Source organism: Trichocoleus sp. DQ-A3, assembly GCF_039961975.1.
Classification (GTDB): domain Bacteria; phylum Cyanobacteriota; class Cyanobacteriia; order Cyanobacteriales; family FACHB-T130; genus FACHB-T130.
In genome coordinates, this window is the sequence record NZ_JAMPKC010000012.1 from 16,038 (window position 1) to 41,070 (window position 25,033).

Below are 25,033 nucleotides of genomic sequence, written 5' to 3' on the forward strand. Positions count from 1 at the left end.
ATTCGGTCATGGCTCAAGAGTAGTGAGTAAGATTTACCCACTACTCTTCATTTTTCATGAGACAAAACAAGGTGAAGGAAACTGATTGAAACCACCTTGCCTCACCGAAAAGCAAAGAGGAATTTGAGGTAAGGTTGCGAGTGGATATATTGCACTCAACTGAGAACCCCTATCGTGTTTCCATCCTCAGCGATTGGAAGAAGCCAGATTCCGAAAGCGTGTAAATTGCGGATCGAATAATAGTCTCACAGTCCCTACTGGGCCATTGCGATGTTTTGCAATAATAATCTCTGCAATGCCTCGATCGGGCGTGTCATTGTTATAGTATTCATCCCGATAAAGCATGATGATTAAGTCAGCATCTTGCTCAATACTTCCACTTTCACGTAAATCTGACATCATCGGGCGCTTATTGTTACGGGCTTCGACGCCGCGACTGAGCTGGGATAAGGCAATAATCGGGACGTTGAGTTCGCGGGCTAAACCTTTGAGGCTCCGCGTCATTTTCGACAATTCTTGCACCCGATTGTCACTGGCTCCTTCCATTAATTGCAAGTAATCTAAGAGAATTAATCCCAATTCTCCATGCTGTTCTGCCTGGAGACGACGAGCTTGCGATCGCATCTGCATCACCGTCATATTCGGCGTGTCGTCAATGTAGATGGGCATCTCCGAGAGGGTGCCGAGGGCGTGCGAAAGCGGTTCCCACTCATTTTGACTAATTCGCCCAGCCCGCAGGCGGTTACTTTCAATTCCTGCCTCGCTAGCCAGCATCCGCTGCACCAGCTGTTCTTTGGACATTTCCAGGCTAAAAACAGCGACGGGCAATTTATGAAATTCAGCGATATTTCGCGCAATATTCAAACAGATAGCCGTTTTCCCCATAGACGGTCTTCCCGCCACGATAATCAAGTCAGAACGCTGAAAACCACCAGTCATCGCGTCGAGGTCATAGAAGCCACAGGGAAGACCGGGGAGGGCGAGATCCTGATGGCGGATTTCAATATCCTGAAACGTATTGATTAGGGTGTCGGAAATCGGTACCAGACCTTGCTGAGGGCGATCCTGGGTGAGACTAAAAACTTTCTGTTCCGCCTGGTCGAGAATCGTTTCCAGCTCGGTCGCTGTCTCATAACCTAACTGAGAAATCTCGCCACCTGCCTGAATTAACTTCCGGCGCAGGTATTTATCCATCACCAGTGCTGCATACTGGTCGATGTTGACAGCAGACACGGTGCGATCTACCAGTTGGGCTAACTTACTCTGTCCGCCCACTTTGTCAAGTTCGCTCCTGTCATACAGCCAAGTAGTGACGCTCATCAAATCTGTAGGTTTGCCTTGACTGCTTAAGGCAAGGGCGGCGCGATAGATTGCCTTGTGAGCGTTAATTGAAAATGCGTCTGGCAGAAGGATATCGGCAACCCGACCGATGGCTTCCGGATCTAGTAAAATACCTCCCAAAATACTTTCTTCGGCCTCAATGTTTTGGGGGGGTAAGCGATTCGCCAGGGACGACATCGCTTCGTTACCGTTTTTGCCTTGGAAATTTAGTTCGTTAGCCATAACAAGGCCGTTCTCAGAAAGATTCAGACCATGACTATGATAACGGGGGTTAAGCGATCGCACTCCTGCTTCACTCAACCCCCTTCCCTGGCAGGCAAATATTGGTCAAACCGTTGTGGCGGCGACTCAAGTTTTCGGGCGAGGCACTCCGATTAGCTGGGCACCACCTGAATTTGCACAACCGCAGAAACTTCAGGGTGTAGCTTGATCTCTGCCTTATAGGTGCCTGTCTCACCAATATCAGGAAGACTAACCGTCCGGCGATCGATTTCCTTCCCAGTGGCTTGGAGAATCGCTGTCACCACTTCTGCGCTCGTGACAGTACCGAAAATGGCATTTTCTTCACCCACCTGCTTGGCGATGGTGTAGCTGCCCACAGCTTCTATGGCAGTCTTCAGCTCAAGGCTCTGCTGTTTTTCTTCCAACAGGCGCACCCGCTCTTTTTCTTTGCGCCGTTCGACTTGCTTGAGCAAGCCGGGAGTGGCAGGAATCCCCAGTTTTTGGGGAATTAGATAATTCCGAGCATAGCCGGGAGCGACTTCAACCAAGTCACCGCTTTTTCCTAGCTTGCTGACATCTTGATTCAAAACTAATTGCACGCGCTTCGCCATAGTTTTTTTCTGCTACAGACAAAAGAAAATTAATCGTGGGGTAGAACACTCCATACTACGAAAATATGTTGAGCGATCGCAATATAAAATCTGAATTCAGCGGATGCTTATCCACTTTGCAGGGGTACAGAATCCTAAAACCGATCTTTCATTCCCCGGAGTCGAGCAAAAGTCTGCACAGGATCTTGGCTGTTCACCGCTGATTGCAGCGTCGGCGTGTCCCACCGTAAAAATGGATTCGTACGTTTTTCTACTCCTAGCTTCGATGGCACCGTTGCCTCCAAACGACTGCGGGCGTCTTTGACCTCAGCATAGCGCGATTGTAAATCTGGGTTTTCCCCATCGACGGTGAGGGCAAATTGGAGGTTCTTCAGAGTGTATTCGTGAGCGCACCAAACGCGGGTAGTATCCGGTAAAGTCCTGAGCTTGCTCAAGCTTGACACCATCTGAGTAGGTGAACCTTCAAACAACCTGCCACAGCCACCGGCAAACAAGGTGTCGCCACAAAATAAATCGCCCGTTTCCTCCTCGGTTGCTGGCGGGAAATAGTAAGCAATATGGGCGCGGGTATGTCCGGGAACGAAGAAAACTTCGCCACTTCTACCGGCAAACTCGACGCGATCGCCCTCCTGCAAAAACACCTGTTGCCCAGGAATTCTCCCTTTATCCTCAGCCCCCCCATACACGCAGACATCCGGAAAGCGTTGCATCAGCTGCCGATTTCCGCCCACATGATCGCTATGATGGTGAGTATTGAAAATTGCTACCAACTGCACGTCAATTTCTTGCAAGCGTTGCAGTACCGGCTGAGCTTCAGCGGGGTCTACAACCGCTGCTATCTTCTGAGTCGGGTCATGCAGCAAAAAGATGTAGTTGTCAGAAAGTACCGGAATTCGGTCAACCTGCATTTACCACTGCCTCTGTAAGGGAGTGTCCCAAAGGGACAGGACTTTATCATTTCTTAACATTATTCTTACAGAAACTTTAGACAAATGCCAACGAACGGCAAACAGATAATCTTAAATAGACAGTAGACGCCACCAAATAATCGGCGAAAATTGAGGAGTCACTAACCACCTATGGCATGGACACGAGAACGCCAGTCAAACCTACAGATTCAACAAATGGTAGACCGTATCCTGTCAGCCGGTCAGTTGACCCGAAGCGAGTATCTGCATCTGACAACGGCTATTCTTTCTGATTACCTGGTGACAGACGAAGAACGTCGCCAGCTTAATCGCATCTTTGACAATATCCAAACGGGTCATCTAAAGTTTGTTGACTAGACCTTCTTCAATTCTTTTTTAGCAGATGGGAATGCCGAACAGACACCGAACCCTACTAGCTGATTTACTTACCATTGTTTTTTCCTACATACATTTATTCCAGTCTCTTGATATTTTAACTTCACCCATTATACTGATAAAGAATGAAGTCAGTCTCTAGAAAGGATTAAATTGGTTATTTCAGCTAGACTGTACTATTACTCGCTTATTCTATGTTCAACTATCTAAATTTAACTAGAAATTTGTGGATTTACAGCAAAACAAAAAATTAAAAATTTCATTGATTGTAAGCGATCTATCCGCTAGTGGTGCAGGAAGATGGGGAGGGGCTGTTCGTACGTTTTTGCTATATGAAGCCTTAAAGAAACTTAACCATGAAGTAAAAATATTTGGTTTTGTTTTTGGTGAAGAATCACTAGAAGTCGCTCAATCGAACATACCAATTGTTGCTATTCCTTGCGCTTATCATTCAGGTTTTATAAAAGCCGCTCAAAAACTCATAAAACAAATTGATGGAGATATTATATACGCCGTAAAACTGAAACCTACAAGTTTCGGATTATCTATCATTAAGAAAATAACAGCTCGTTGTCCTGTTATTTTAGATATAGATGACTGGGAACTCAGTTGGCATGGAGGCGAGCAATGGAAATATCGTCCCAGTTTAAAGCAATTTTATAGAGATACTTTGAAGCCTGATGGGGCATTAAGATATCCAGATCACCCTCTTTATTTGAAGTGGATGGAAAGCTTGGTATCTTATGCCGATACGATTACATTACACACTCAATTCTTGAAAGATCGCTTTGGAGGCGTATATTTACCGAATGGTAAAGATACTACTCTTTTCGATCCTAGCCAATTCGATTCTGAAGCAAGTAGAATCCGTTATGGTCTCGCAGGCTACCGTATTTTAATGTTTCCAGGAGCGCCACGACCGTACAAAGGTCTTGAAGATGTCTTAGCAGCACTAGACCGGCTGAATCAGCCAGACCTTAGACTCGTAATTGTTGGGGGAAGTCCCTACGATGCCTACGATAATCAATTAATGAAACAGTGGGAGCGTTGGATTATCAAACTACCAAAATATCCAGTTTCAGAAATGCCTGCTGTGGTAGCCGCTGCCCATATTGTGGTTGTTCCCCAACGAGATACCCCCGCCGCACAGGCTCAGTTCCCGCTCAAATTAACAGATGGAATGGCAATGGCAAAGCCAATTTTGTCTACTTACGTTGGCGATATTCCAGAGATTCTAGGCGGCACAGGTTATCTAGTTGCTCCTGAATCTCCAGAAGAAATTGCTGAAAAAATCCAATGGATATTCGAGCATTTAGATGAAGCAAATCAGCAGGGTATAAAAGCAAGAGAAAGATGTATATCCCACTATAGTACCGAGACAATGGCATCTATACTATCTGATGTGATTAAAGATTTGCAACTAGCTGGAAAAGTTTAGACTATCAATCAAGTGAAGCTCGCTTCGTAGCAGAAGAGAAAGTATGTTTTCAAACTCTAATAAGTTACTTCTACAATTTGCGTTACGGTATCCCGTCTTAGTCATAGCGACGGTTATTCTGGGCTTCTCCGGCGCTCTATTTAATGGAGTGAGTACAACCTTAATTGTGCCAGTAGTGCTGGACTTTTTAGGGCAGAATCAGCTGAATTTAACCGGAGGCCCCCCCCTGATTCGGAGAATGCTATCCGTGTTTGACGGTTTTACTGGAGAAAATCGTCTCATCGCAATGACTGCGGCAGTATTACTAGCCATTATTCTAAAAAATGTGACTAGCTATATAAGCTCTATAGTCGGTAGCTACTTATCTAAATCCTTGGTCAACGATATTCGTAAAGAAGGAATTAAGCTATTATTGGATGTCGATATTGAATATTTTGCAAAGACGAAAGTTGGAGATATCATCAATCGGTTAGGACAAGAAGTTAGTCGTACTGCTAGTTCAATTCGCGTTTTAATACGGCTATTTATCACAGCAGTCACAATTTTAGTATTTGTCTGGATATTGTTACTAATTTCTTGGCAACTGACCTTAGCATCTACAGTTTTGTTGATTTTAGTAACGCTGCCAAATCAATTTTATATCCAGCGCTCTAAAAAATTTGGGAAGGCAGTATCAAGAGCATCAAAGGCTTATTCTAGTGCCCAACTTGAAGTTTTGACTGGGATTCGGCTCATCAAAAGTGTTAGTAATGAAGAGCGGGAATTCGAGCGACTAAACAAACTGATTAAGGATCGAGAACAAGCAGAATTACAATCGCAAGCGAACTCGGCAGCGATTGGACCTATCAACGAAGTATCGGGAATTATTGTTGTATTAGCAATTGTATTGTTAGGTCGTGCTTTATTTTTACAGCAGTTGGAGTCGCTCTCGGCAGTACTGCTGACTTATCTAGTTGTGCTGTTCCGATTACTCCCTTTTGTGGGTCAGTTAAACAGTGCGAGGGGTGAATTTGCCAACTCTGCTCCTAGCGTTGAAGTAGTGACAGATTTCTTGCGCCGGGATAACAAGCCATTAATGGTGAGCGGTGGAGTTCCTTACGCCGGATTTAAAGAGGAAATTCGTTTTGAGGGCGTGTCTTTTGCCTATCCGGGGAATGACGATTTAGTTCTAAACAAGATAGATTTATGGATTCCTAAAGGGAAAACTCTTGCTTTAGTCGGAGCATCGGGGGCAGGCAAGTCAACGCTGGTCGATCTGCTACCAAGATTTTACGATCCGACAGAGGGTCGCATCACGATAGATGGAAAAAATATGAAGGAATTTGACATGCACTCGCTGAGAAAAGCGATGGGCATTGTCAGTCAAGATACCTTTCTATTTAATGATTCCGTTCGCAACAACATCGCCTATGCCTGGGAGAGAGTGACTGAGGAAGAGGTAATTGAAGCGGCTAAACGAGCAAATGCCTACGAATTCATTGTGAACTTACCCCAAGGATTTGATACAACGATTGGGGATCGCGGAGTTTTGCTATCGGGAGGACAACGACAACGGATTGCGATCGCTCGCGCACTGCTACGCAACCCAGAGATTCTAATTTTGGATGAAGCCACCAGTGCCCTGGATACCGTTTCAGAACGTTTGGTGCAACAGGCGATTGATGAACTTTGCCGCGATCGCACAACAGTTGTCATTGCTCACCGCCTTTCCACCGTGCAAAAAGCCGATCAAATTGCTGTAATGGAAAAAGGTCGTGTTGTGGAACTCGGTACTCATGCGGAACTTTTAAAGAAAAACGGCTACTATACCCGTCTGTACTCAATGCAGTTCTCTGAAACAACTCAAAATGTCATTAAAGCCGCCGTTAATGAAGCTTTAGTCAAAACTTCTTACGAAGTTCGGTCTCGTCTGAACCCCATGATTGGTTTTCTGAAGCTAGTGGTTGATGACTTGGTAGACAGTACAGAAGAGTCACGCGAATTAACCGAAGAAGCCTACGAGTCAGCAATTCGCCTGCTCAGAACTTTAGAATTTCTCGAAGATAGCTCTAAGATGAAATAAAAATTATCTATTGTTATTCTTCAAAACATTAATGCACTTACGCTTTTCAACTTTTGCAAGAATCTAAAATTTCTTGTACTTTATCTTTGATTTGAAAAGCGTCTTTTCCAAATTTACAATAGGGGATTTGATAAGTCCAAGTTTGATAAAATAATTCATTCTTGTGATATGTATGTGTTCCCTAAAAAGATATGAAGAATGTTAAATGAACACAAATAATATGTCCATGTATACGATTTGTAGCGCTCAGACGATGCTGCTTAAATTGATAAACCCCTGAGTTTTGTTGTAATTCCGATTGATTTAAATAAATAAGTTTCTAAGTTTTTAGTTTTTTTTACTTCCTGATGCAAGTAGTTGTATGCGATGTTGCACGCTGTTTATTTTGATAGATAAGGAACGGCGCTGCAAAAATGTTTGTCGGCTCCAAGTTGATGCCGTACACCAGCGTTCATAGGCTGGAACGGCTACATCTGTGAGGAAGTTGCGCCATTGTATAACTAGCCTCACCGGTTGTGTTTTCTCAGCACGGACTCGACCGTTTTCCATCATGGCACGCCGCAACTCTTTGTCGTCACGAAGGCGCTGGAGAGCAGCGATCGCATCCTCAAGGGAAGGTACTTCCAAATAGTCTAGTTCGCTTTGGCGCTCTGCTCGGAATGCAAAATCTGTCCCTAGAATTGCCGGTACACCAGCACACCAGGCGTTAATCAACTTCGTGGCAGGTTTCCAGGTGTAATCTTGGCGATCAAAGCTACGCACAGCTACGACTACATCGACATCACTGTAGTCGTTCCAGCGCTCAGACTTCACTATCTGCCAACTCAAACCTAAAGCCTTCAGATGCTCCTGCCAGGATGGCTTCTTTAGTTCAGATGCTAAGTTATACGTAATACCAAAGTAGGCAGCATTCTCAAATCGATCTCCTCGTGCAGGATCGCGAGGAATTAACCCTGGTTGCGACCAAAGTGGAATGTAGGAACTATCTTTGAAGGTCGATTCTTCTTGAGGGTTTTGCACAACATGAAGCTGTGCATAGGGATGTCGCTCGTAGTCTGCCTTCAGACAAACCATCAGCAATTTTGCTTGTGGCTGTAAAGCAAAGGGGAAAGATCGCCGATGTGCTAATACGATTCCCTCAGTAGGCATGGTTCCTGTTAGTTCACACGGAAATCCATCTGCTTTGAGGCGAAGGTAAGTTTGTAGCGTCCAACAGTATATACCTTGTCCAAAACCTTGCCAGTAAGTATCGGCACTCTTTGGCATATCCTCAACCCAGTCCGATTGGGGAAGGTAAAAATATATTGGCGGTAATTCATCAGTCATAATGGTATGAAGAGGAGCAGGCGTTGCTAGAGAATCTAGGCATATAAAATCTGCAATCAAAAAGCTGCTTTTCTTTCCTTGCCTAGAGGTTTGTTAAATTGACAGTAAATAGAGCTACTTTGCACCACTAAGTGTTACTGAGCGTTGTCGTTATTATCAATTTAACGGAAATTCCATGCTTCTCTTACTCGCAATACCAATAATTTTACGGGACGGAACACCTGCGATCGCGCAATTCGGATGCGATGCCTTAAATCTTTCGTTTCCACCGCTAGGTAACGGCGCTTCAGAGATGTTTGCTGAGTCAAAGTTGATGCCATACATCAGCGCTCGTAAGCTGGAACTGCCAAATCTGTTAGAAAGCTGCGCTACCGTGCAACGAGGCTCGTCCGTGTTGCCTTTCCTTAGGGCGGGCTCGACTATGGTAGCATGACTATCTTTGAAAGGCGCAATGGGATCGCATCTTCAAGTTAAGCCAAGCCGTTCCAGAGAGCAACTCTTGCCAACGATTACTTTTCAAGTTACTAGTTGATAGCTTGGTAAAGACTACAGAAGAATTCAGCGAACTAGCTTAGTAAGGCTAGGAGCTAGCAATTCCTTTACATATAAACTTTAGAAATTTTATATTGTAGTGCCAAGATAAAGTAGCCGCCTCAAAAAGTGAGACTAGTATAAAGATTTTATAAATTTATTACTTTTTTAATGACATCCATCTATCAAAGTGTTATAAACTTCACTATGCCGATTGTTAAGTAAATATTTTCATGAATTTTTCAGTAATGGAAAATATTAAATCTATTACAGACAGTAACTTGTCTTTTTATCGCTCTTTACATTATTTCGAGAAATATGCTGAGTTTCATACTTTAGAAGAGTTCTACGAATATTGTAATTGGGCTAAATCCAATCATGTTAAAATATATATATTAGGTAATGGATCTAATACTTTGTTTGCGAAAAAGAAGATTAAATCATTAATACTAAAGAATCAGATGAATAAACATTTGCAACCTCTTCCGGATAACAGGCTTGAAGTGTGTTCCTCTGTTTTCTTAATAGATGTACTCAAATATTGTTATGAAAACTCCTTTGACTCTTTTTATTACCTCGCATCAGTCCCAGCAACAATCGGAGGTGCCTTAGCTATGAATGCTGGTCGTGGTAGACAACACCAGTGTACTATATACGACTTTGTCGAAAGTGTCACTTTTTTTGATTTTGAAAGTAATACCATAAAAACGCTTGGAAGAGAGAACATTGTTAAAGGTTATCGAGAGACTGTATTTACAGGTATTCATTCTTGCCTTATATTAAGCGCTATCTTTAAATTCAACCAAGTAACCATCGAACAAAATCCTATAGCAGAAAGATGTAAATGGTCAAAAAAGTTTCAAGATAATTCAGCACCTAATTGTGGCTCCGTGTTTAAATTAGCCGATCATCGCATATTAAACCGATTAAAAGGATTTAAAATTGGAAAAACATCCTTTTCTTCTAAAACTTATAACTGGATCCTTAATAAGTCTGTAGACAGTAAATCAATACTAATTCTTATTAAGATTGCCAAGTTTTTGCATCTAATAAATGGTAAAAAAGCTGAACTTGAATTAATTACTGTAGATTAAATAAACCTCCCAAATTTAATCAATCCAACTAAATTCGACGGTTTGTTCCAAAATTACAGATTAGGATAAAAAAATGAGAGTAGGAATTCTCACTTTTCACCATACAACTAACTACGGTGCAACTCTTCAAGCCTATGCATTGTGGACAATTATTAAAGAACAAGGTTTTGACGTTGAATTTATTGATTATCGTCCTCACAAAGCTGTCAGGCACTATTTAAAAGAAATTCAGCCTATTCAGCAAAAAAGTAATAAGTTTATAGTAAATCGCCAAGCTTTATCTAATTTGATCAAGGCTTGGAAGATGAGAAGATTTTTACTTTCTAAAGTACGTCTAAGCCGAAAAAAATCTTATGTAAGAACTGGTTTAAAAGAATTATACGGTAATTACGATATAGTCGTGTGCGGTAGCGATCAAATTTGGTGTATTGATACTTACTTTCGCGGCTTTGATCCTTCCTACTTTTTAGATTTTCTAAGTGAGGAAATGACTTGCCAAAAAGTTAGTTATGCTGCTAGTTTTGGTAAAACAGAGACTCTAGGAAAACATAAAGAAATAATCTGTAAACTAATCAGCCAGTTTAATGCTGTTGCGGTTCGAGACTCCAATAGTTTACGTTTAGTTCAACAAGAATGTGGCAGAGAAGCAGTAAAAGTCCTCGATCCGACTTTTTTGGTTGAGTACAGCAAAATTACCTCAGTTCCTAAGTTAACAGAGGAATATCTTTTAATTTACAATCAAACACCTTTGAATCAGGAGCAACAAAACTTTGTTAGAGCAGTAGCTAAAGTTAAAAATTTAGTTATTATTTCTATTGGGGAATACGATCAAGTTGCTGATAAAAATTTCATAAATATTAGTCCACAGGAATGGTTAGGATATTTTAGTAAAGCTTCTTATGTTGTTACCAATACTTATCATGGAACGATATTTTCACTGATATTTAAGAAGTCTTTTACTGTATTTGCTAATAAAAAGAAAGCTAATAAAACTAACGATTTGCTGCAACTTTTTGGATTAGAAAATCGTGTTGTTTTAGATACATGTTCGGTTAGTTCTATAACGGAAGAGTATTTAAAAATTAATTATGCCTTGGTTGACGAAAAGTTAGAAAAAGAGGTTTTCAGGTCTAAGACGTATTTATTCAATGCTCTTGATAGCAAACAAGAATAGTGAAGTTGGAATTTTGCAGCCAATACTCTATCAAGCAGAGCTTTAGAATTATTCTCATGCTCTGTGCCAGTAGCGATAATAAGGTGCAAGATTTCAATCAATATAGTTTGCATCACTTTATTTGCTATAAGGTGTCAAAAACAAATTTTGTATTCTTTACATTTGAAATTTTAGGTGTTTTTGACTTGAGCTATAACTGATTTTACAGGCGCTGTTATCTTTCCTCGTACGCGACGAATTTGGCTTCGCATACCCTGCGTTTTAATATTTAGATCGCGGCGTATCAAGAACGTATGTCTAGTCAAATTGGATGCCATACACCAGCGCTTATAGTCTGGAACAGCTACATTTGTTAAGAAGCTGCGCCATTGAGCAACGAGCTTTGCAGGGTGAGTTTCTTCCGAACGAATTCGACAATTGTCAACCATTGCACGACGTAATTGTGGCTCGTTACACAAACGTTGGAGTGCTGCAAGTGCTTCCCCAAGAGAATTTACTTCTATGTAATCAAGTTCACTTTTTCGCTCAAGTTGGAAGGCAGACTCACGCCCCAATATTGCCGGTACGCCTGCATGCCATGCATTAATTAGTTTTGAAGCTGGTTTCCAAGAATAGTCTTTTTGACCATTAAAGTCGCGCACAGCGAGAACTGCATCAATTTCACTGTAATCATTCCAGCGATCGCGGCTTACTATCTGCCAGGACAGTCCTAAAGCATTCAGATGTTCCTGCCATGACGAATCTAACAGTTCAGAGGCCAGTTCTCTCTCACGACCAACAAAAGCAATATTCTCAAATCGATCTCCTCTAGTAACACTGCGAGGAATCAACCCTGGCTGTGGCCAAAACCGTATGTATTCGCTCTTCCAGAAGGGCCATAAAAGCATCTCTTCGCGAGGATTTTGCACGGTATGCAGCTGTGCATAGGGGTGTCGTGCTTTATCCCCTAGAATGCAAACGAGTAGCCATTTTGCTCCAGGTTGCAGATCATCTGGCAGGGAGTCTCGATGTGCAATGACAATCCCTTCGCTAGGTATGGTTCCTACAAGTTCGCATGGAAACCCATCCGCTTTAAGGTGAAGATACGTTTGCAGCGTCCAATTGTATATACCACGACCGCCATTTATAGAACACTGCCACTGCCAGTAAGTGTTAATGCTCTCTGGTAGCTCACCAGCAGGCCAATCATGTTGGGGAATATAAAAATAAATTTTTGGCAACCTATCAGTCATACGGGTGGGGATAATAAGAGATTATGGGAAGCATGGCTCTCGTAGCAGCATTAATTGTGCAAAAGTTTTAAACTCTTCTGGCTTTGGAAATAGCTGAGCGGATTCCGCTGCGAAGCCCTGCCGAATTTCGCATTTGTTGTAAGCTCTTTCGCATTTCCGTTGTTTGAACGGCTAGTTCGCGGCGGGTTAAAAATATTTTTCTAGTCAAATTTGAGGATGTACACCAGCGTTGATAAGCTGGGATTGCTACATCTGTTAAGAAGGTGCGCCAACACTCTACAAGTTTCTCAGGTTGTAGTTCGTCTGCACGTAGCCGACCATTTTCAACCATTGCCTGACGTAATTTTTTGTCATCGCGAAGTCGCTTGAGAGCTTGGATTACTTCATCCAGCGAAGTCACTTCTATATAATCGAGTTCGTTTCTGCGCTCGGCTTGGTAGGCTGACTCGCAACCAAGAATCGCAGGTACACCAGCATACCAAGAGTTATAAAGTTTTGAAGCAGGTTTCCAGTGAAAGTCATTTTGGCGACCGAAGCTACGTACTGCCAGAATGGCATCAACCCCACTGTAGTCGTTCCAGCCTACAGGGGTACCGACTAGCTGAAAACGCAAACCTAAGGCATTAAGTTGCTGGTGCCACGACGGCTGCTTTAGTTCCGCTACTACATTTTCTTCCCGACCCAAATAAGCAATATTTTCAAAGCGAGCGCCCCGTGCTGGATCTCGCGGGATCAACCCTGGTTGAGGCCAATGGGGAATATAATATTTTTTTCCGGGAAGCAAATATCTATCTCCGAGCAGCCTATAGGGTTTGAGCATCTCTTCGAGATTTTGTACAACATGTAGCTGTGCGTAGCGGTGTTTTGATTTATCTCCACAAACAACAATTAGTAATAGTTTTGGCCCTGGTTGCAAATTGTTAGGTACAGTAGTTGTCCACGCCACAACAATACCCTCAATAGGCATCTCTCCTACCAATTCGCAGGGGAAGCCATCAGCTTTAAGGCGAAGATAGGTTTGTAAAATCCAGTTATACGAGCCGGTGGATTTACATCTGCTATAAGCTTCTCGGTAAGCCTCAGGACTCTCCAAGATATTAGTAGTAGGCCAGTCTGACTGCGGAAGATAAAAATAAATTGGTGGTAAACTGTCAATCATAATGGTATAAAAATGTGACTAAATTAGTAGAGGAGTAGAGGTACCAATCAACTAGACTACTGAATTACTGACCAATTAACGGTCTTCTAAAGCTACTTTTAACCTTATGTACTAAGTTGCTTAGGCGAATGCGAATTCCCTTTGTTTGTGTGGCTAAGTCACGGCGTGTTAAAAATACTTTCCTGGTCGAATTTGAAGCCGTACACCAGCGTTCGTAAGCTGGAATTGCTATGTCTGTTAAAAAGGTGCGCCACTGTGTGGTGAGCTGATCGGGTTGTAGTTCCTTCGCACGGAGCTTACCATTTTCAATCATCGCACGACGCAACTCTTTGTCATCGCGAAGACGTTTCAGTGCCAGAATCACTTCATCAATAGAACCTGCTTCTAGGTAGTCAAGTTCGCTTTTGCGCTCCCAACGGTACCCCGACTCGCATCGTCCTAGAATTGCAGGTACACCAGCAATCCAGGAGTTGTAGAGCTTTGAAGCCGGTTTCCAGTAGTAATCATTTTTACGATTCAAGCTGCGTACAGCCACGATTGCATCAAGTTCGCTATAGTCGCCCCATTGAATCGGGTTTCTCACTACCTGAAACCGCAAACCTAAGGCATTCATCTGCTCCTGCCATGACGGTTGCCTCAGTTCAACTACCAAATTTTCTTTACGACCCAGATAGGCAACATTCTCAAAGCGATCGCCTCGTGCTGGATCTCGCGGGATCAACCCTGGTTGAGGCCAATGCGGAATGTAATACTTTTCTCCGGGAAACAGATATTTATCCCCAACATGTACGTGTGGATAAAGCATTTCCTGGCGATTTTGGACAACATGAAGCTGTGCGTAACGGTGTTTCCCTTTATCTCCACAAACAACCACTAATATTAGTTTTGGCCCCGGTCGCAGATCGTTTGGTACAGTACTTGTCCACGCAACAACAATACCCTCAGCAGGTAATTTCCCGGCAATTTCGCAGGGAAAACCATCAGCTTTCAGCCGAAGATAGGTTTGTAATATCCAGTTGTACGTGCCAGTGCATTTACCACTTTTATAAACTTCTTGATAAGTTTCAGGATTCACCGGAATGTTGCTATCAGGCCAGTCCGATTCGGGAAGATAAAAATAAATCGTTGGAAGCTGTTCAGCCATGAGGGATGGAGATAAGCATGGATAACTACGGTAAATCTTGAAAATCAAGCAATACAAGAAATCTTCAAACGCTCTGTCAAAGCCAATGTTTCAACTGAAGGTCATAATGACCGGCTTGTTCCGGAGGATACCACCCTGTTTCAACTTTCTCGATTATTTTAGGTAAAGCTTCGATAAATTCTGAACCCCGGTCTTTTGGATGAACCGTCCAGGCTTTCGGAGAATCGAGAACCCCTCGGACATACTGCGTCGCCTCCAGTTGGTTCGATACCATCACTTCCCAAGAATCCAAAGCCCCTTTACCAGCGATATTGTTCAATATCGTTTGTAACCTCACTGGCAACCGATTGGCAATCTTTTGCCGATAAGGACGCCACAGCACTGGTAATGGAAGTAACTTGTCGAAACGCTTCTTGTCAATTAAGTAAATGCGACTGCTGAAAAACTTAAATGTATAGAAACCATGCGGGTTGCGCTCATAGGGCACCCGTTGATACATATTACCATCCTCCGTCGGTGGCCCAGTCAGCGGTCTGATTGCCATCACTTCCGGGTGTTGTTGCATCAACTTCATCCCCTCTTCTACCCAGCTATAATCGGGTTGCTGATGGAGCAGCATATCGCTGTCATAGTGAAGCATATAGTCACCTTGGGCTTCTTCAATGTGAAAAATCGTGCCCAAAATGGGGTAGCCCTTATAGTTATGTGTATACCGGATGCGGCTGCCAAAATGTTTGCGATATACTCGGTCGTGATAGGCTCCGGAGTAGTCTATATCGACTACCTTGTCTACCACACCATCGCGCAGCAAGCGATCGCAGCGCTCCCGTAACTGTTCTAGAGTACCGATGCCTGGACGCCCGACTTTGTCCCCCGTTAGCGGTGCCGTATCTACAGCCAACACCCGTTCGCTAAACTTGAATTTACTCATCTTCACTAGATGAGGAATGGTGTGCATCATGAACGGCAGATCGGTTCGCGCTACCAAAATCCACAGTGAACAGCTAGCAATTGACATTAATTCTGCCTTTGTGTTTTAGACATCAGGAAGCTCCTAAAAAGATTTTAATGTATTATTCAAATTAACCTGCTGAGGATTTTTATATGACAGACGGCATCTATACACTAGCGAATGATGTAGTCTACGACCAACTCGTTGCTCTATTAAATAGCATAGAAGTCAATGTCGGTAAAGAAATCCCAGTCTGCGTTATTGCCTATGATAATCGAGTAGATCGAGTTCGCGCGGAAATCGCTAATCGGGAAAATGTAACCTTGCTGGATGATGTTAACTTGTTTGCTCGTTGGGAAGATTTTTCTAAACGGGTATGGGCAGCTCATCCAACTGCTTTAAAGACTTGGCAAGAACAAGGAATCCCCGGTGTTAATCGTATAGGCATGAATCGGCGATACTGCGCCTTTGATGCGGATAGCCCTTTTGAAAGGTTTATCTACTTAGATGCCGATATCGTAGTCATGGATTCCTTAAAGATTATCTTTGATAAATTAAATGAGAATGATTTTGTAGTTTATGATTTTCAGTATAAATCTCCCAATCATATCTTTAATCTCCAGTCACCAAAATTATTAGAAGTTGTTGATAAAAACCGGCTTAGCACAGAGATATTTTGTGCCGGAATGTACGCCGGGAAGCAAGGGTTATTTCCCCAAGAACAAAGAGATTGGTTAGTATCCAAGCTAGAGGAAGGTGAAGCAGAAATTTTATTTATGCCAGCGCCTAACCAATCAGTTCTTAACTATATGACGATGAGAGGCGAGATTCCAGTTTATAACTTAGCGCTGCATTTACCTGACGACCAAAAGACTGGAAATGCGGTTACTTCTCCCCATTTTGAAGCTAGGGATAATATTCTGTACGATCGGGGAAAACGACTAACCTATTTACACTATATTGGGCTGTCATCAAAATTGTTTTCTCGGATTAGTGAGGGAGAAAATATTGATTTTCCCTATCGGGATATTTTCTTGTATTATCGCTATCTTCACGAACCAGAGAAGCGCCCCAAGTTTACAACCAAACCGACACCTTACAATCAGGCTCCAAGTTTAGCCAAAAGAGTTTTAAAGAAAATTGGATTCACCAGTTGAGGATATTTGAATGAGTCGTGGTATTTATATTCTTGCTAACGATCGCGTAATTGATAATGCGATCGCGCTATTGAATAGCATTCGTGCTTATGATGCTGATAGTCCGATTGTGATGATTCCCTATAACAATCAGTATCAAGCGATCGCTGATATTATTACTAAGTCTCATGGGGTAAAAATATACGAAGATTTACAGTTATTAGAAAAGATAGATGCTTTAGTCAAGCAGACCTGTGGTGACAACCTTTTAGATAGACCCAATTTGCTTCGAAAGTTAGCCTGTTGGTTTGGTTCTTTCGATGAATTTCTATATATTGATACTGATATTGTTGTATTTGAAAAAATTATAGAAAATCTTAATTATCTTGCAAACAATGATTTTATCTGCTGTGATTATCAATACACAGGAGGCATTAAACAAGTTTTTACACCCAAAATCACAGAAATTTTCTCTGAAGACGAATTGAAAGATGTTTTCAATAGTGGTTTTTGGGGTTCCAAGAAAAACCTAATTACTCAACAAGATTTGCAAGATACTTTTGAGTTCTGTGCATCTCATCCTGAATATTTTTATGTCTTGAACTCCGACCAAACGATTCTTAATTATCTCGTATTAAAGCGAATGCCTCGACGATTTAATATTGTTCGAGAAAACGGGAAGGGGCCTGGAAATTGGGCAGGAAGCCCGCATTTTAAGCAGGAAGGCTATAAATTAGTCGATCCAAAAGTTAATCAACCTCTGAAGTTTGTACACTGGGCGGGCGTCCGTTTACAGCCAGGTGGTTCGTATTGGGATATTTGGGAACACTATCGTTATCTGAATGAACCTAAACCAGCTCAATTAGCATTCACTCAGAAGAAAAAAAGCTTGTGGCAGCAAATCAAGGATAAAATCAAGGGATAAAAATAGAGTTCTTGCAATAATATTTAGAAACATCTTCTTAACCCGCACTGCTTTTCAACTCGGAACCTCACCCCCAACCTCTCGACCTTCACGGAGAGGGGAGAGAATATTAAACCCTTCTGGGTGAGCGGGAAGACACAGAGATAGGGTTAAACCGTACTGCATCCAATCGAGAATTGCTATCAATTGAAATCTAGATTTTTAAATCAATAGCCTCCCAGGCAGCTTGAAAAAAGTCTCGTTCGCACAACATCGCATAGCGGTAAGTTGATTTCAAAGATGCTGTGGTAGAGGCATAACGATCAGCCAGATTTTCTAATTTCTGAGCTAGTTGCTCAAATTCCTCACTGCTATAAGTGCGAATCCAGTTAGTGTATTGATGGTCTTTTATTCCACTCTGAGCTATCTGCTGACCTAAGAAAGTATACAGACGCATACAGGGTGCCATTGCCACAGCAATTAGACTGACCTCCGAACTCCAAGCTGTTGCTAATAAAAAGTCCGTGTAGCGGCGTGTAGCGGCTCCCGGTTCTACTGCTTGCAAGTTGACTCCCCACTCATCTGCATAGCCTTGATGAAGGGAAAGTTCATCTAAAACGCCCCCAGCTAGGGAATGAAACGTATTAAATCCCTGCGTGTCGGGAGCTTTAGCCGCAGCAATGCTATAGGCACGGGCAAAAGCTTCTAAGAAAAAGGCGTCTTGCCCCACATAGTAAGCAAATCGCTCCTGGTGTAGCGTGCCGTCGGCAATGCCTTGGACAAAAGGATGCTTGAGGCAGGCTTGTGCTAAATCTTGATTTTCCTGCCACAAATCGCTGGATATCGTCATAAACTGACTCGTAAACACTGGGCAGGGATTTTAACCCACCCTAGCAGAATTAAAAAAGCAATCGGAGGAGTAAGCTACCAATACCTCCTAGGAAATTCGCCAAATTTCCGCCGCTGCTACCCGCTTCCTGCAAAGGTGTTGTTAGCTCTTTAATGAAAACTTGGCTAGTCTGATAGCCCTGAATATTTCCCTGGATGGTAAAGAGTTCGGAAGCTTTCTGAGAATCCAGAACGGCTCCGGAGCGATCGCCCATTTGATAACGCGCTACTCCTCTGGCTAGATAGGCGGGGGCAAAGTTGGGCTTAAGAGCCAGCGATTGGTTGAAATGATCGATTGCACCTTGTTGGTCTCCTTTTTGACCCTCGGCTACACCCCAAGCGTAGAAATCTTCAGGCGTGGCTGCGTAGCTAGGGATGCCAATAGCAGCCTGCAAGTTAGCACCATTGATGTTAGCACCCGCCAAATTTGCATTAACAAGAAAAGTTTCTCTTAGGTCAGCGCCTGCCAGGTTCGCACCTGTCAAGTTTGCACCGCTCAGATTGACCCCAAATAGAGAAGTCCCGCTCAGATTTGCACCTCTGAGGTCGGCTCCACTCAAGTTGGCACGACTGAGATTAGCACGGCTCAAATCAGCGCCAATGAGATTAGCTCCTGATAAGTCAGCTAAAGCTAGACCCGCACCACTGAGGTCGCACTGCGAACACTGTTTAGTCGCTAATAACTGTCTAGTATGTTCGACGTTTTCAGCTTTTGCAGGAGCAGCAAGGGAAAGTGTCGTCAGCAGTGCTGCTGTTGCGGCGATTTGGGGTTTCATATCGAGTTGTGCAGCGGTAGCTCTCTATTTTCCCCAGCATAAACCATTCGGGAAAACATCAAGCTTTATCGTACAGAATTAGAACCGCTGCCATTCTCTGGAGTGTGAGTATTTGGGCGAGGTAAGAGGCTGATGATTTGCGATGCGGTTTCTTGCAAGTTGAGTTCTGATGCCATTTGAGGGGCAGTTGACCAGCTATGTCCCAAAAATACATTGAGAGAGAATGTTAGAGTCGCGGCTACCATTAGTTTTTCCAGCATCTCAAACTCCCCCCCACAGCAGATAAATTAGCGCATAAGATTCTGATACTACTAATATGAATAGTTTTTATCTAACATTAGGTGATTGACATGCCCGAGAAAATGTGATCGTATTTCCAGGACTGGGTGATCCTAGTCACATACAGCGAATTTACCGTCTTAAAGGCGCGATCGCATCTTCTCATCGGCAAGCGCAACACCAAGCATTCCTACAACCGCAGCACCAAACTGGAGTCAATATCTTGTAACTTGGCGCAGCCACTCAAAGCGATCGCTAAATCAAGTTCATCTCGCAAAAGCTCCAGTACGTGTCGGACACCCGCCTCTCCCCCTACTGCTAATCCCCACAACACAGGGCGTCCTAACAATACGGCTTTTGCTCCTAATGCCAGGGCTTTGAGGACATCAGTGCCGCGACGGATGCCCCCATCCACCAGAACTTCTGCGGTGTCCCCTACAGCCGCAACTACCTCACTCAGAGCATCAATCGTAGCGATCGCTCCATCCAATTGTCTGCCCCCGTGATTAGAAACAATCACCGCTTTGGCTCCATGTTCCACCGCCCGAAGCGCATCATCTCCTCGCAAAATCCCTTTTACCACCAAGGGCAAAGGCGATAGAGATTGCACCCATTCCAAATCCTTCCAAGTTAGCGCTGGGTTTAGCTGCTCTAAAAAATAGGCAAATAAACCCGATTCGCCGGGTTTATAGGAAATCTCTAAATCTGTCAACGTCGCTAAATTAGCCAGTTCCATCCCCGATGGCAAAACAAACTGATTTCGCGTATCTCGCTCTCGCTTACCCAGCAGAGGCGCATCAACTGTCAGACACAGCGCTTGGAAACCGGCAGCATAGGCGCGTTCTACCAAAGCACGGGTAAGGGCGCGATCGCGATGCACGTACAACTGAAACCACTGCGGTGTCTGATTCGCGACGCTGGCAACTTCTTCTATACTTTTGGTTGCTAAGGTACTCAATACCATCGCGGTTCCCATTTTTGCCGCAGCTTTGGCAGTAGCAATTTCACCGTCTGGATGCGCCAAACACTGAAACGCCATTGGTGCGATGAGAATTGGCAGTTGTAGAGATTGACCGAGGATCGTGGTACTTAAATCCCGCTGGCTGACATCTACCAGCATCCGAGGACGGAGTTTGTAGCGCTCAAAGGCTGCTCGATTATCCCGCAGCGTGATTTCGTCCCAAGCACCGCTAGCGTAGTAATCCAGCGCCATCTGAGAGAGGTGCTGGTTGGCTAGCCTTTCGTACTCAAATAGATTAATAGGTCTAACAAGGTTAGTCATTTGCCAATGCTAGCCGATGCTCATCAAGAGCGATCGCATTTCACTTTGTTGCTATGACCTTTTTGCTATGTTATTGGCTACACAGAATTCAAGATTTGACCATGAATAAGTTATTACCCGCAATTGTAGGTGTGGCAGCTTTGCTCAGTTTAGGTACTGCGGCGGTGACAAATGCAAACGCAACACCAGATGTATCGGGAATCCGCCTAGCTCAACGACCTAACTGCAACAATCCTCAGACTCAAGGAGAAATGAATGCTTGCGCTGGAATAGATTACCAAAATGCAGATAAAAAGTTGAACCAAATATACAAACAACTCCTACCAAGATTGCAAAGCTCGCGGCGACAGAAATTAATTTCAGCGCAGCAAGCTTGGATCAAGTTTAGAGATGCTAGTTGTACTTATGAAAGAACTGAATTTGCAGGCGGAACAATGGAACCGATGATTTATAGCAGTTGCCTTGCAGAAGTAACAAAACAGCGGACAGCGCAATTAGAGCAATATCTAAGCAACGCTGATAGGTAAAGCAAGAATGCGATCGCACTACTGAAATGAAATCGGTGAAGAATGCGATCGCTCCATTCCAGTTCTATCTCAGTTCTATCTCTGCAACTAGATATATTCTGCTTTATATCAAAGAAATAACCCTAACTCCTAGAGCCAGGGTTGAGGACTACTGGATTTTCCGCTACCAAGGCGAATTGCAAATTGCATCCCCATTTGCAGAGTACGGATCAACACGACATTGCAGTTCGCGGATAGTCATCCTCAAACTAGAGTTTTCTGCTTCCAGGTAATTTACTTGAGCTTGAAGCTCTTCAATCTGATTCTTGTAGCAATCTAGCTCAGTAACTACATCAAGCTCTTGTTGTGGAAGCAGCAGGATATAAATCATGGGAAAGTCTACCTCAGTAAGGTTTAGAGCGGACTTTTCCAAAATAGGGTTTTTTTCCTTGCGGCAGCTGAAGCTTGATCCTGATGTGAAGTTTTGTTAATCTTCAGGGTAGACTCCACCAGTTTTAGAAGCATAAACCACTTTCCCTCTTTTCCATGCGAAACCAGGAAGTTTACGGCTAATAGTGGCGACTAATTTAAAGCTCTCTTGTAGTAATTGGTTATATTCCACTAATTTACTCCTCAGTAATGGATCTGACAGCAGTGCAAATTGGCATACAATAAGTGTCATTCCCATCCATGAAAATTCAAGTTTGTCCCAGCCAAAATTGCTTTTTAGCTTTTCAACTTCTATTGGAGTTTGTTGCGTATAAAGTTCTTCTGACTTTTCCTGTTCAAAAACTTTGATTAATTGCTTAATTCCTTTTGTCCATTTCTTAAGGGTTACATCGTAGTAGGGTCTTAAGCACCAGGAAAAGCTACCATCCACTTCTTCCTTTAAAGAATCCTCAAATAAGTCATAGGAAGATTCAAAAGGATACTTTTTAGTAGAAATACTTTTAAAAAACTTACACCATAATTTACTAATTGGTTTGGGGAAATATTTATCATAAACTGAAACATATGTCAATCTTGAATGAGTCTTTTTTAGATACGGTTCTGCTATCTGGACAAGCTCCCACTGAGCTTTATAACGGTTTACTGTTAGCCAAATCAGCTCGTACTTATGTTTAGAAATTTCTTTCCTATCCAGAGATATAGCAATGGGATCGCCCTGCTTTGTGATAAATTTTGCTTTCCAGCATTCAGCAATTAAGAGTTGGGTATTTCTTGATAGATGCCATTCGCTAATTTGGTCATCTGTCCTCAGATATGGCAGATGGTAATCGCTTGGCAAACTAGCGATAAGTTGGGCGATTTGCTCCAACATTTCATTCTCTTTTAAGCTCATTGCCAAACTCCAGGCTATTTAGGAAAGTCGATCCGCACTAGCGATAAGTTGGGCGATTTGCTCCAACATTTCATTCTCTTTTAAGCTCATTGCCAAACTCCAGGCTATTTAGGAAAGTCGATCCGCTTACATATAAGGTATTAGAGCCAGTTGTTGCGATCGCCTATAATATTAACTAAATCTCCTTGCTTGGATTGGTTACAGTTCAATTCCTAAATCTCGCAACCGTTGAGCCAGTTCCTCTGCTCGTTGTTCTGCTTGTTGCGCTCGTTGTTCTGCTTGTTGCGCTCGTTGTCTCTCAATTTCAGCCTCAGTGGGAATCCAGTTGCCTTGAGCGTCATACCAGCGCAACCACTGGCGATTGCTACCTTGATACTCTCCCTGCCACAAACCTAAACCTAATTCCAGCGTCGGTATCCAAATTCTAGGTTCGGTTAAGTCTAATTCTTGGTAACGACCAGATACTTGAGTGAAGGCTCGTAATTGGTCGGTGTAGCGATTAAATACTACATAGTAAGGCACTCGCAAAATCTGTTCGTAGACTTCCCACTTCGTTGGGGGTTGATTGGCTTCCCTTGTAGTCTGTCCCAAGTCTTCCTTTTCTGTGCCAGGAGACAGTAATTCTACCACCACAAACGGGCTAATTCCTTCTTGCCAAATTACATAGCTCAAGCGCAAATCTTGCTGGTCATAAAGCCTCGGTACTCCCACGACTCCAAACCAATCAGGACGTTTATACCAATTTTGATGACGGACATCGTAGTAAAGATTTAAGTCACTGGCGCTGAATACTTGTTCTGGTGGATAGCTAGGCGGAGAAAAGGTGAAACTCAGCAGCTGAGGTTGCAAATCGTGAAACTCGTCAGGCAATCCGGGTTCCTCTGAATCTTCACTGGGTAAATCGTACATCGTGGGCAGAGTTTCCCTCGGAGAAAGAGGCGGATTGGTTTGCTCAACGGGGTACTTCAGCCGAAACATCGGGAGCATTAGTAACAATCGTTAAGTAGAGTCTACTGTTCCTACTGTATCGGCTCATCTCACCAGCCTATAGAAGTCACGCCTGCGGTAGTCTGCAACAGGTGACTTTATTTGCTGTGTTCAGGCGATCGCTCTATTAAGTACCCTGTCCCTGCTAGACGTAAATTAGCGATGAGTATCTCGCTTCCAGCACAGGGGAGAATTCATATTACTTAACTTATCTTGAGAGCGTTGGCATCAAACTCCAGACCTATTACAGCTACGGCTGCGGTAGTCTAGAACAGGTGACTTTATTTGCTGTGTTCAGGCGATCGCTTTATGTCTCCTACAGTTTCTAGTCCGGCTCGTACTATCCGCATCGGTTCTCGCAAAAGCCAACTCGCACTCGTCCAGACTTACTGGGTGCAAGAACAACTCCAGAAACACTTTCCCGAATGTACCTTTGAAGTCCACACGATGGCGACTCAAGGGGACAAAATTCTAGATGTTGCCTTAGCCAAGATTGGCGATAAGGGACTCTTTACGAAAGAACTCGAACTGGGAATGCTCAATCAAGAGACAGACTTTGCCGTGCATTCCCTGAAGGATTTGCCTACCAACTTGCCAGAAGGATTGGTTTTAGGATGCGTTAGCGAACGGGAAAATCCGGCAGACGCCCTTGTCGTGCATGAAAAGCACAAAGATAAGCAACTGGAAACCCTGCCAGAAGGGGCTGTAATTGGAACCTCTTCCCTGCGGCGACTGGCACAGCTGCGCCACCACTATCCTCACCTATCCTTTAAAGATATTCGGGGCAACCTAAACACCCGACTCGCAAAACTAGATACAGGTGAATACGACGGAATTATTTTGGCAGTAGCAGGATTGCACCGCCTGGGAATGAGCGATCGCATTCATCAAGTTATTGCCCCTGAAGTATCCCTCCATGCTGTCGGACAAGGTGCTTTAGGCATCGAATGCCGTGCTGGTGACACCGAAATTTTGGAATTACTCAAGGTACTAGAGCATCAACCCACTGCCCAACGCTGCTACGCCGAAAGAGCCTTTTTACGGAACCTAGAAGGTGGCTGCCAGGTGCCAATCGGGGTGAATACTCAGATTGACGGCGATACCCTCACCTTAACGGGCATGGTTGCCAGTTTAGACGGCAAGCGGATGATTAAAGATACCGTTAGCGGTGCTGCCAGCGATGCCGAACAAATCGGAATTCAGCTTGCCCATCGGTTACGGGAACAGGGAGCTTCGGCAATTTTAGAAGAGATTTTTACCGAAGTCGGACGCGGTCATTAATCCAAAATCAAAATCCAAAATCGGGTAGGCGATCCCCTGACTCGGTATGATGTAACCAAAAT

General features: G+C 43.5%; 24 protein-coding genes. 9 read left to right on the plus strand and 15 right to left on the minus strand.

The features are described 5' to 3' along the window. Nucleotides 1-186 precede the first annotated feature (186 nt). The 3 genes from dnaB to gloB form a co-directional block, all read right to left on the minus strand. Nucleotides 187-1,563, minus strand: a complete 1,377-nt coding sequence (gene dnaB / locus NDI44_RS17595; RefSeq protein WP_190411253.1) for a replicative DNA helicase — start codon at nucleotides 1,561-1,563, stop codon at nucleotides 187-189. Between the two features lie 152 nt (nucleotides 1,564-1,715). After that, nucleotides 1,716-2,174: a 50S ribosomal protein L9 gene (gene rplI / locus NDI44_RS17600; protein ID WP_190411254.1), complete on the minus strand. Its 459-nt coding sequence runs from the start codon at nucleotides 2,172-2,174 to the stop codon at nucleotides 1,716-1,718. Nucleotides 2,175-2,308: 134 nt separating this feature from the next. Continuing rightward, complete coding sequence (gene gloB / locus NDI44_RS17605; protein WP_190411255.1) at nucleotides 2,309-3,082, minus strand: hydroxyacylglutathione hydrolase; 774 nt, start codon at nucleotides 3,080-3,082, stop codon at nucleotides 2,309-2,311. A 171-nt stretch (nucleotides 3,083-3,253) separates the two neighbouring features. Between gloB and NDI44_RS17610 the strand changes: the two genes are divergently transcribed. From NDI44_RS17610 to NDI44_RS17620, 3 genes are all read left to right on the plus strand, one after another. Beyond that, nucleotides 3,254-3,460 carry a hypothetical protein gene (locus NDI44_RS17610; RefSeq protein ID WP_190411256.1) on the plus strand — a complete coding sequence of 69 codons (207 nt, stop codon included), beginning with the start codon at nucleotides 3,254-3,256 and terminating at the stop codon, nucleotides 3,458-3,460. Nucleotides 3,461-3,704: 244 nt separating this feature from the next. After that, complete coding sequence (locus NDI44_RS17615; RefSeq protein ID WP_190411257.1) at nucleotides 3,705-4,916, plus strand: glycosyltransferase; 1,212 nt, start codon at nucleotides 3,705-3,707, stop codon at nucleotides 4,914-4,916. Between the two features lie 43 nt (nucleotides 4,917-4,959). Beyond that, nucleotides 4,960-6,978: an ABC transporter ATP-binding protein gene (locus NDI44_RS17620; protein WP_190411258.1), complete on the plus strand. Its 2,019-nt coding sequence runs from the start codon at nucleotides 4,960-4,962 to the stop codon at nucleotides 6,976-6,978. 327 nt (nucleotides 6,979-7,305) lie between these two features. Here NDI44_RS17620 and NDI44_RS17625 read toward each other — a convergent pair whose 3' ends face one another. Beyond that, nucleotides 7,306-8,304, minus strand: coding sequence for a glycosyltransferase (locus NDI44_RS17625; protein WP_190411259.1), 999 nt, complete (start codon nucleotides 8,302-8,304; stop codon nucleotides 7,306-7,308). A 161-nt stretch (nucleotides 8,305-8,465) separates the two neighbouring features. Then, nucleotides 8,466-8,624 (minus strand): hypothetical protein, encoded by a 159-nt coding sequence (locus NDI44_RS17630; protein ID WP_190411260.1) that lies wholly within the window; start codon nucleotides 8,622-8,624, stop codon nucleotides 8,466-8,468. A gap of 444 nt (nucleotides 8,625-9,068) precedes the next feature. On the opposite strand from NDI44_RS17630, the gene NDI44_RS17635 reads away from it, so the two are divergent. Further along, complete coding sequence (locus NDI44_RS17635; protein ID WP_242036990.1) at nucleotides 9,069-9,929, plus strand: FAD-binding protein; 861 nt, start codon at nucleotides 9,069-9,071, stop codon at nucleotides 9,927-9,929. A gap of 73 nt (nucleotides 9,930-10,002) precedes the next feature. Beyond that, a complete protein-coding gene (locus tag NDI44_RS17640; RefSeq protein ID WP_190411261.1) occupies nucleotides 10,003-11,103 on the plus strand; it encodes a polysaccharide pyruvyl transferase family protein in 1,101 nt (366 codons plus the stop codon). A gap of 170 nt (nucleotides 11,104-11,273) precedes the next feature. Here the strand turns inward: NDI44_RS17640 and NDI44_RS17645 are convergent, their stop codons facing one another. The 4 genes from NDI44_RS17645 to NDI44_RS17660 all read right to left on the minus strand — a co-directional run bounded on the left by NDI44_RS17645 (nucleotide 11,274) and on the right by NDI44_RS17660 (nucleotide 15,656). Further along, nucleotides 11,274-12,335, minus strand: a complete 1,062-nt coding sequence (locus tag NDI44_RS17645) for a hypothetical protein (protein ID WP_190411262.1) — start codon at nucleotides 12,333-12,335, stop codon at nucleotides 11,274-11,276. A 67-nt stretch (nucleotides 12,336-12,402) separates the two neighbouring features. Next, a complete protein-coding gene (locus NDI44_RS17650; protein WP_190411263.1) occupies nucleotides 12,403-13,494 on the minus strand; it encodes a hypothetical protein in 1,092 nt (363 codons plus the stop codon). A gap of 64 nt (nucleotides 13,495-13,558) precedes the next feature. Then, entirely contained in the window at nucleotides 13,559-14,638 is a 1,080-nt protein-coding gene (locus tag NDI44_RS17655) for a hypothetical protein (protein WP_190411264.1), read from the minus strand. Nucleotides 14,639-14,714: 76 nt separating this feature from the next. Continuing rightward, a complete protein-coding gene (locus NDI44_RS17660) occupies nucleotides 14,715-15,656 on the minus strand; it encodes a glycosyltransferase family A protein (RefSeq protein WP_190411265.1) in 942 nt (313 codons plus the stop codon). Between the two features lie 86 nt (nucleotides 15,657-15,742). Here NDI44_RS17660 and NDI44_RS17665 point away from each other — a divergent pair, with 86 nt between their 5' ends. Both NDI44_RS17665 and NDI44_RS17670 read left to right on the plus strand, forming a co-directional pair. Then, nucleotides 15,743-16,747: an Npun_R2821/Npun_R2822 family protein gene (locus NDI44_RS17665; protein WP_190411266.1), complete on the plus strand. Its 1,005-nt coding sequence runs from the start codon at nucleotides 15,743-15,745 to the stop codon at nucleotides 16,745-16,747. Nucleotides 16,748-16,757: 10 nt separating this feature from the next. Then, on the plus strand, nucleotides 16,758-17,651 hold the full coding sequence (locus NDI44_RS17670) for an Npun_R2821/Npun_R2822 family protein (RefSeq protein ID WP_190411267.1): 894 nt from the start codon (nucleotides 16,758-16,760) through the stop codon (nucleotides 17,649-17,651). A gap of 193 nt (nucleotides 17,652-17,844) precedes the next feature. Here the strand turns inward: NDI44_RS17670 and NDI44_RS17675 are convergent, their stop codons facing one another. From NDI44_RS17675 to NDI44_RS17690, 4 genes are all read right to left on the minus strand, one after another. Then, nucleotides 17,845-18,480, minus strand: coding sequence for a TenA family protein (locus NDI44_RS17675; protein ID WP_190411268.1), 636 nt, complete (start codon nucleotides 18,478-18,480; stop codon nucleotides 17,845-17,847). 49 nt (nucleotides 18,481-18,529) lie between these two features. Continuing rightward, nucleotides 18,530-19,294 (minus strand): pentapeptide repeat-containing protein, encoded by a 765-nt coding sequence (locus NDI44_RS17680; protein WP_190411269.1) that lies wholly within the window; start codon nucleotides 19,292-19,294, stop codon nucleotides 18,530-18,532. Nucleotides 19,295-19,359: 65 nt separating this feature from the next. After that, complete coding sequence (locus NDI44_RS17685) at nucleotides 19,360-19,554, minus strand: hypothetical protein (RefSeq protein ID WP_190411270.1); 195 nt, start codon at nucleotides 19,552-19,554, stop codon at nucleotides 19,360-19,362. Nucleotides 19,555-19,763: 209 nt separating this feature from the next. Continuing rightward, nucleotides 19,764-20,855, minus strand: coding sequence for an alpha-hydroxy acid oxidase (locus NDI44_RS17690; RefSeq protein WP_190411271.1), 1,092 nt, complete (start codon nucleotides 20,853-20,855; stop codon nucleotides 19,764-19,766). Between the two features lie 101 nt (nucleotides 20,856-20,956). Here NDI44_RS17690 and NDI44_RS17695 point away from each other — a divergent pair, with 101 nt between their 5' ends. Further along, nucleotides 20,957-21,382 (plus strand): lysozyme inhibitor LprI family protein, encoded by a 426-nt coding sequence (locus NDI44_RS17695; protein ID WP_190411272.1) that lies wholly within the window; start codon nucleotides 20,957-20,959, stop codon nucleotides 21,380-21,382. 466 nt (nucleotides 21,383-21,848) lie between these two features. Here the strand turns inward: NDI44_RS17695 and NDI44_RS17700 are convergent, their stop codons facing one another. Next, the gene (locus NDI44_RS17700; protein WP_190411274.1) at nucleotides 21,849-22,703 is read right to left on the minus strand and encodes a hypothetical protein; all 855 of its coding nucleotides are present in this window, start codon (nucleotides 22,701-22,703) and stop codon (nucleotides 21,849-21,851) included. 198 nt (nucleotides 22,704-22,901) lie between these two features. Further along, complete coding sequence (locus NDI44_RS17705; RefSeq protein WP_190411350.1) at nucleotides 22,902-23,681, minus strand: Uma2 family endonuclease; 780 nt, start codon at nucleotides 23,679-23,681, stop codon at nucleotides 22,902-22,904. Nucleotides 23,682-23,999: 318 nt separating this feature from the next. Here NDI44_RS17705 and hemC point away from each other — a divergent pair, with 318 nt between their 5' ends. Then, on the plus strand, nucleotides 24,000-24,971 hold the full coding sequence (gene hemC / locus NDI44_RS17710; protein WP_190411275.1) for a hydroxymethylbilane synthase: 972 nt from the start codon (nucleotides 24,000-24,002) through the stop codon (nucleotides 24,969-24,971). Nucleotides 24,972-25,033: the final 62 nt, after the last annotated feature.

Bases quoted from the DNA above. Each gene is read 5' to 3' on its own strand.
- NDI44_RS17705 (WP_190411350.1), bottom strand. From the start codon at position 23,681: ATGTTTCGGCTGAAGTACCCCGTTGAGCAAACCAATCCGCCTCTTTCT.
- NDI44_RS17670 (WP_190411267.1), top strand. From the start codon at position 16,758: ATGAGTCGTGGTATTTATATTCTTGCTAACGATCGCGTAATTGATAAT.
- hemC (WP_190411275.1), top strand. From the start codon at position 24,000: ATGTCTCCTACAGTTTCTAGTCCGGCTCGTACTATCCGCATCGGTTCT.
- NDI44_RS17625 (WP_190411259.1), bottom strand. From the start codon at position 8,304: ATGACTGATGAATTACCGCCAATATATTTTTACCTTCCCCAATCGGAC.
- rplI (WP_190411254.1), bottom strand. From the start codon at position 2,174: ATGGCGAAGCGCGTGCAATTAGTTTTGAATCAAGATGTCAGCAAGCTA.
- NDI44_RS17645 (WP_190411262.1), bottom strand. From the start codon at position 12,335: ATGACTGATAGGTTGCCAAAAATTTATTTTTATATTCCCCAACATGAT.
- NDI44_RS17620 (WP_190411258.1), top strand. From the start codon at position 4,960: ATGTTTTCAAACTCTAATAAGTTACTTCTACAATTTGCGTTACGGTAT.
- gloB (WP_190411255.1), bottom strand. From the start codon at position 3,082: ATGCAGGTTGACCGAATTCCGGTACTTTCTGACAACTACATCTTTTTG.
- NDI44_RS17640 (WP_190411261.1), top strand. From the start codon at position 10,003: ATGAGAGTAGGAATTCTCACTTTTCACCATACAACTAACTACGGTGCA.
- NDI44_RS17675 (WP_190411268.1), bottom strand. From the start codon at position 18,480: ATGACGATATCCAGCGATTTGTGGCAGGAAAATCAAGATTTAGCACAA.
- dnaB (WP_190411253.1), bottom strand. From the start codon at position 1,563: ATGGCTAACGAACTAAATTTCCAAGGCAAAAACGGTAACGAAGCGATG.
- NDI44_RS17610 (WP_190411256.1), top strand. From the start codon at position 3,254: ATGGCATGGACACGAGAACGCCAGTCAAACCTACAGATTCAACAAATG.
- NDI44_RS17690 (WP_190411271.1), bottom strand. From the start codon at position 20,855: ATGACTAACCTTGTTAGACCTATTAATCTATTTGAGTACGAAAGGCTA.
- NDI44_RS17695 (WP_190411272.1), top strand. From the start codon at position 20,957: ATGAATAAGTTATTACCCGCAATTGTAGGTGTGGCAGCTTTGCTCAGT.
- NDI44_RS17650 (WP_190411263.1), bottom strand. From the start codon at position 13,494: ATGATTGACAGTTTACCACCAATTTATTTTTATCTTCCGCAGTCAGAC.
- NDI44_RS17685 (WP_190411270.1), bottom strand. From the start codon at position 19,554: ATGCTGGAAAAACTAATGGTAGCCGCGACTCTAACATTCTCTCTCAAT.
- NDI44_RS17655 (WP_190411264.1), bottom strand. From the start codon at position 14,638: ATGGCTGAACAGCTTCCAACGATTTATTTTTATCTTCCCGAATCGGAC.
- NDI44_RS17680 (WP_190411269.1), bottom strand. From the start codon at position 19,294: ATGAAACCCCAAATCGCCGCAACAGCAGCACTGCTGACGACACTTTCC.
- NDI44_RS17630 (WP_190411260.1), bottom strand. From the start codon at position 8,624: ATGGCATCAACTTTGACTCAGCAAACATCTCTGAAGCGCCGTTACCTA.
- NDI44_RS17700 (WP_190411274.1), bottom strand. From the start codon at position 22,703: ATGAGCTTAAAAGAGAATGAAATGTTGGAGCAAATCGCCCAACTTATC.
- NDI44_RS17635 (WP_242036990.1), top strand. From the start codon at position 9,069: ATGAATTTTTCAGTAATGGAAAATATTAAATCTATTACAGACAGTAAC.
- NDI44_RS17660 (WP_190411265.1), bottom strand. From the start codon at position 15,656: ATGTCAATTGCTAGCTGTTCACTGTGGATTTTGGTAGCGCGAACCGAT.
- NDI44_RS17665 (WP_190411266.1), top strand. From the start codon at position 15,743: ATGACAGACGGCATCTATACACTAGCGAATGATGTAGTCTACGACCAA.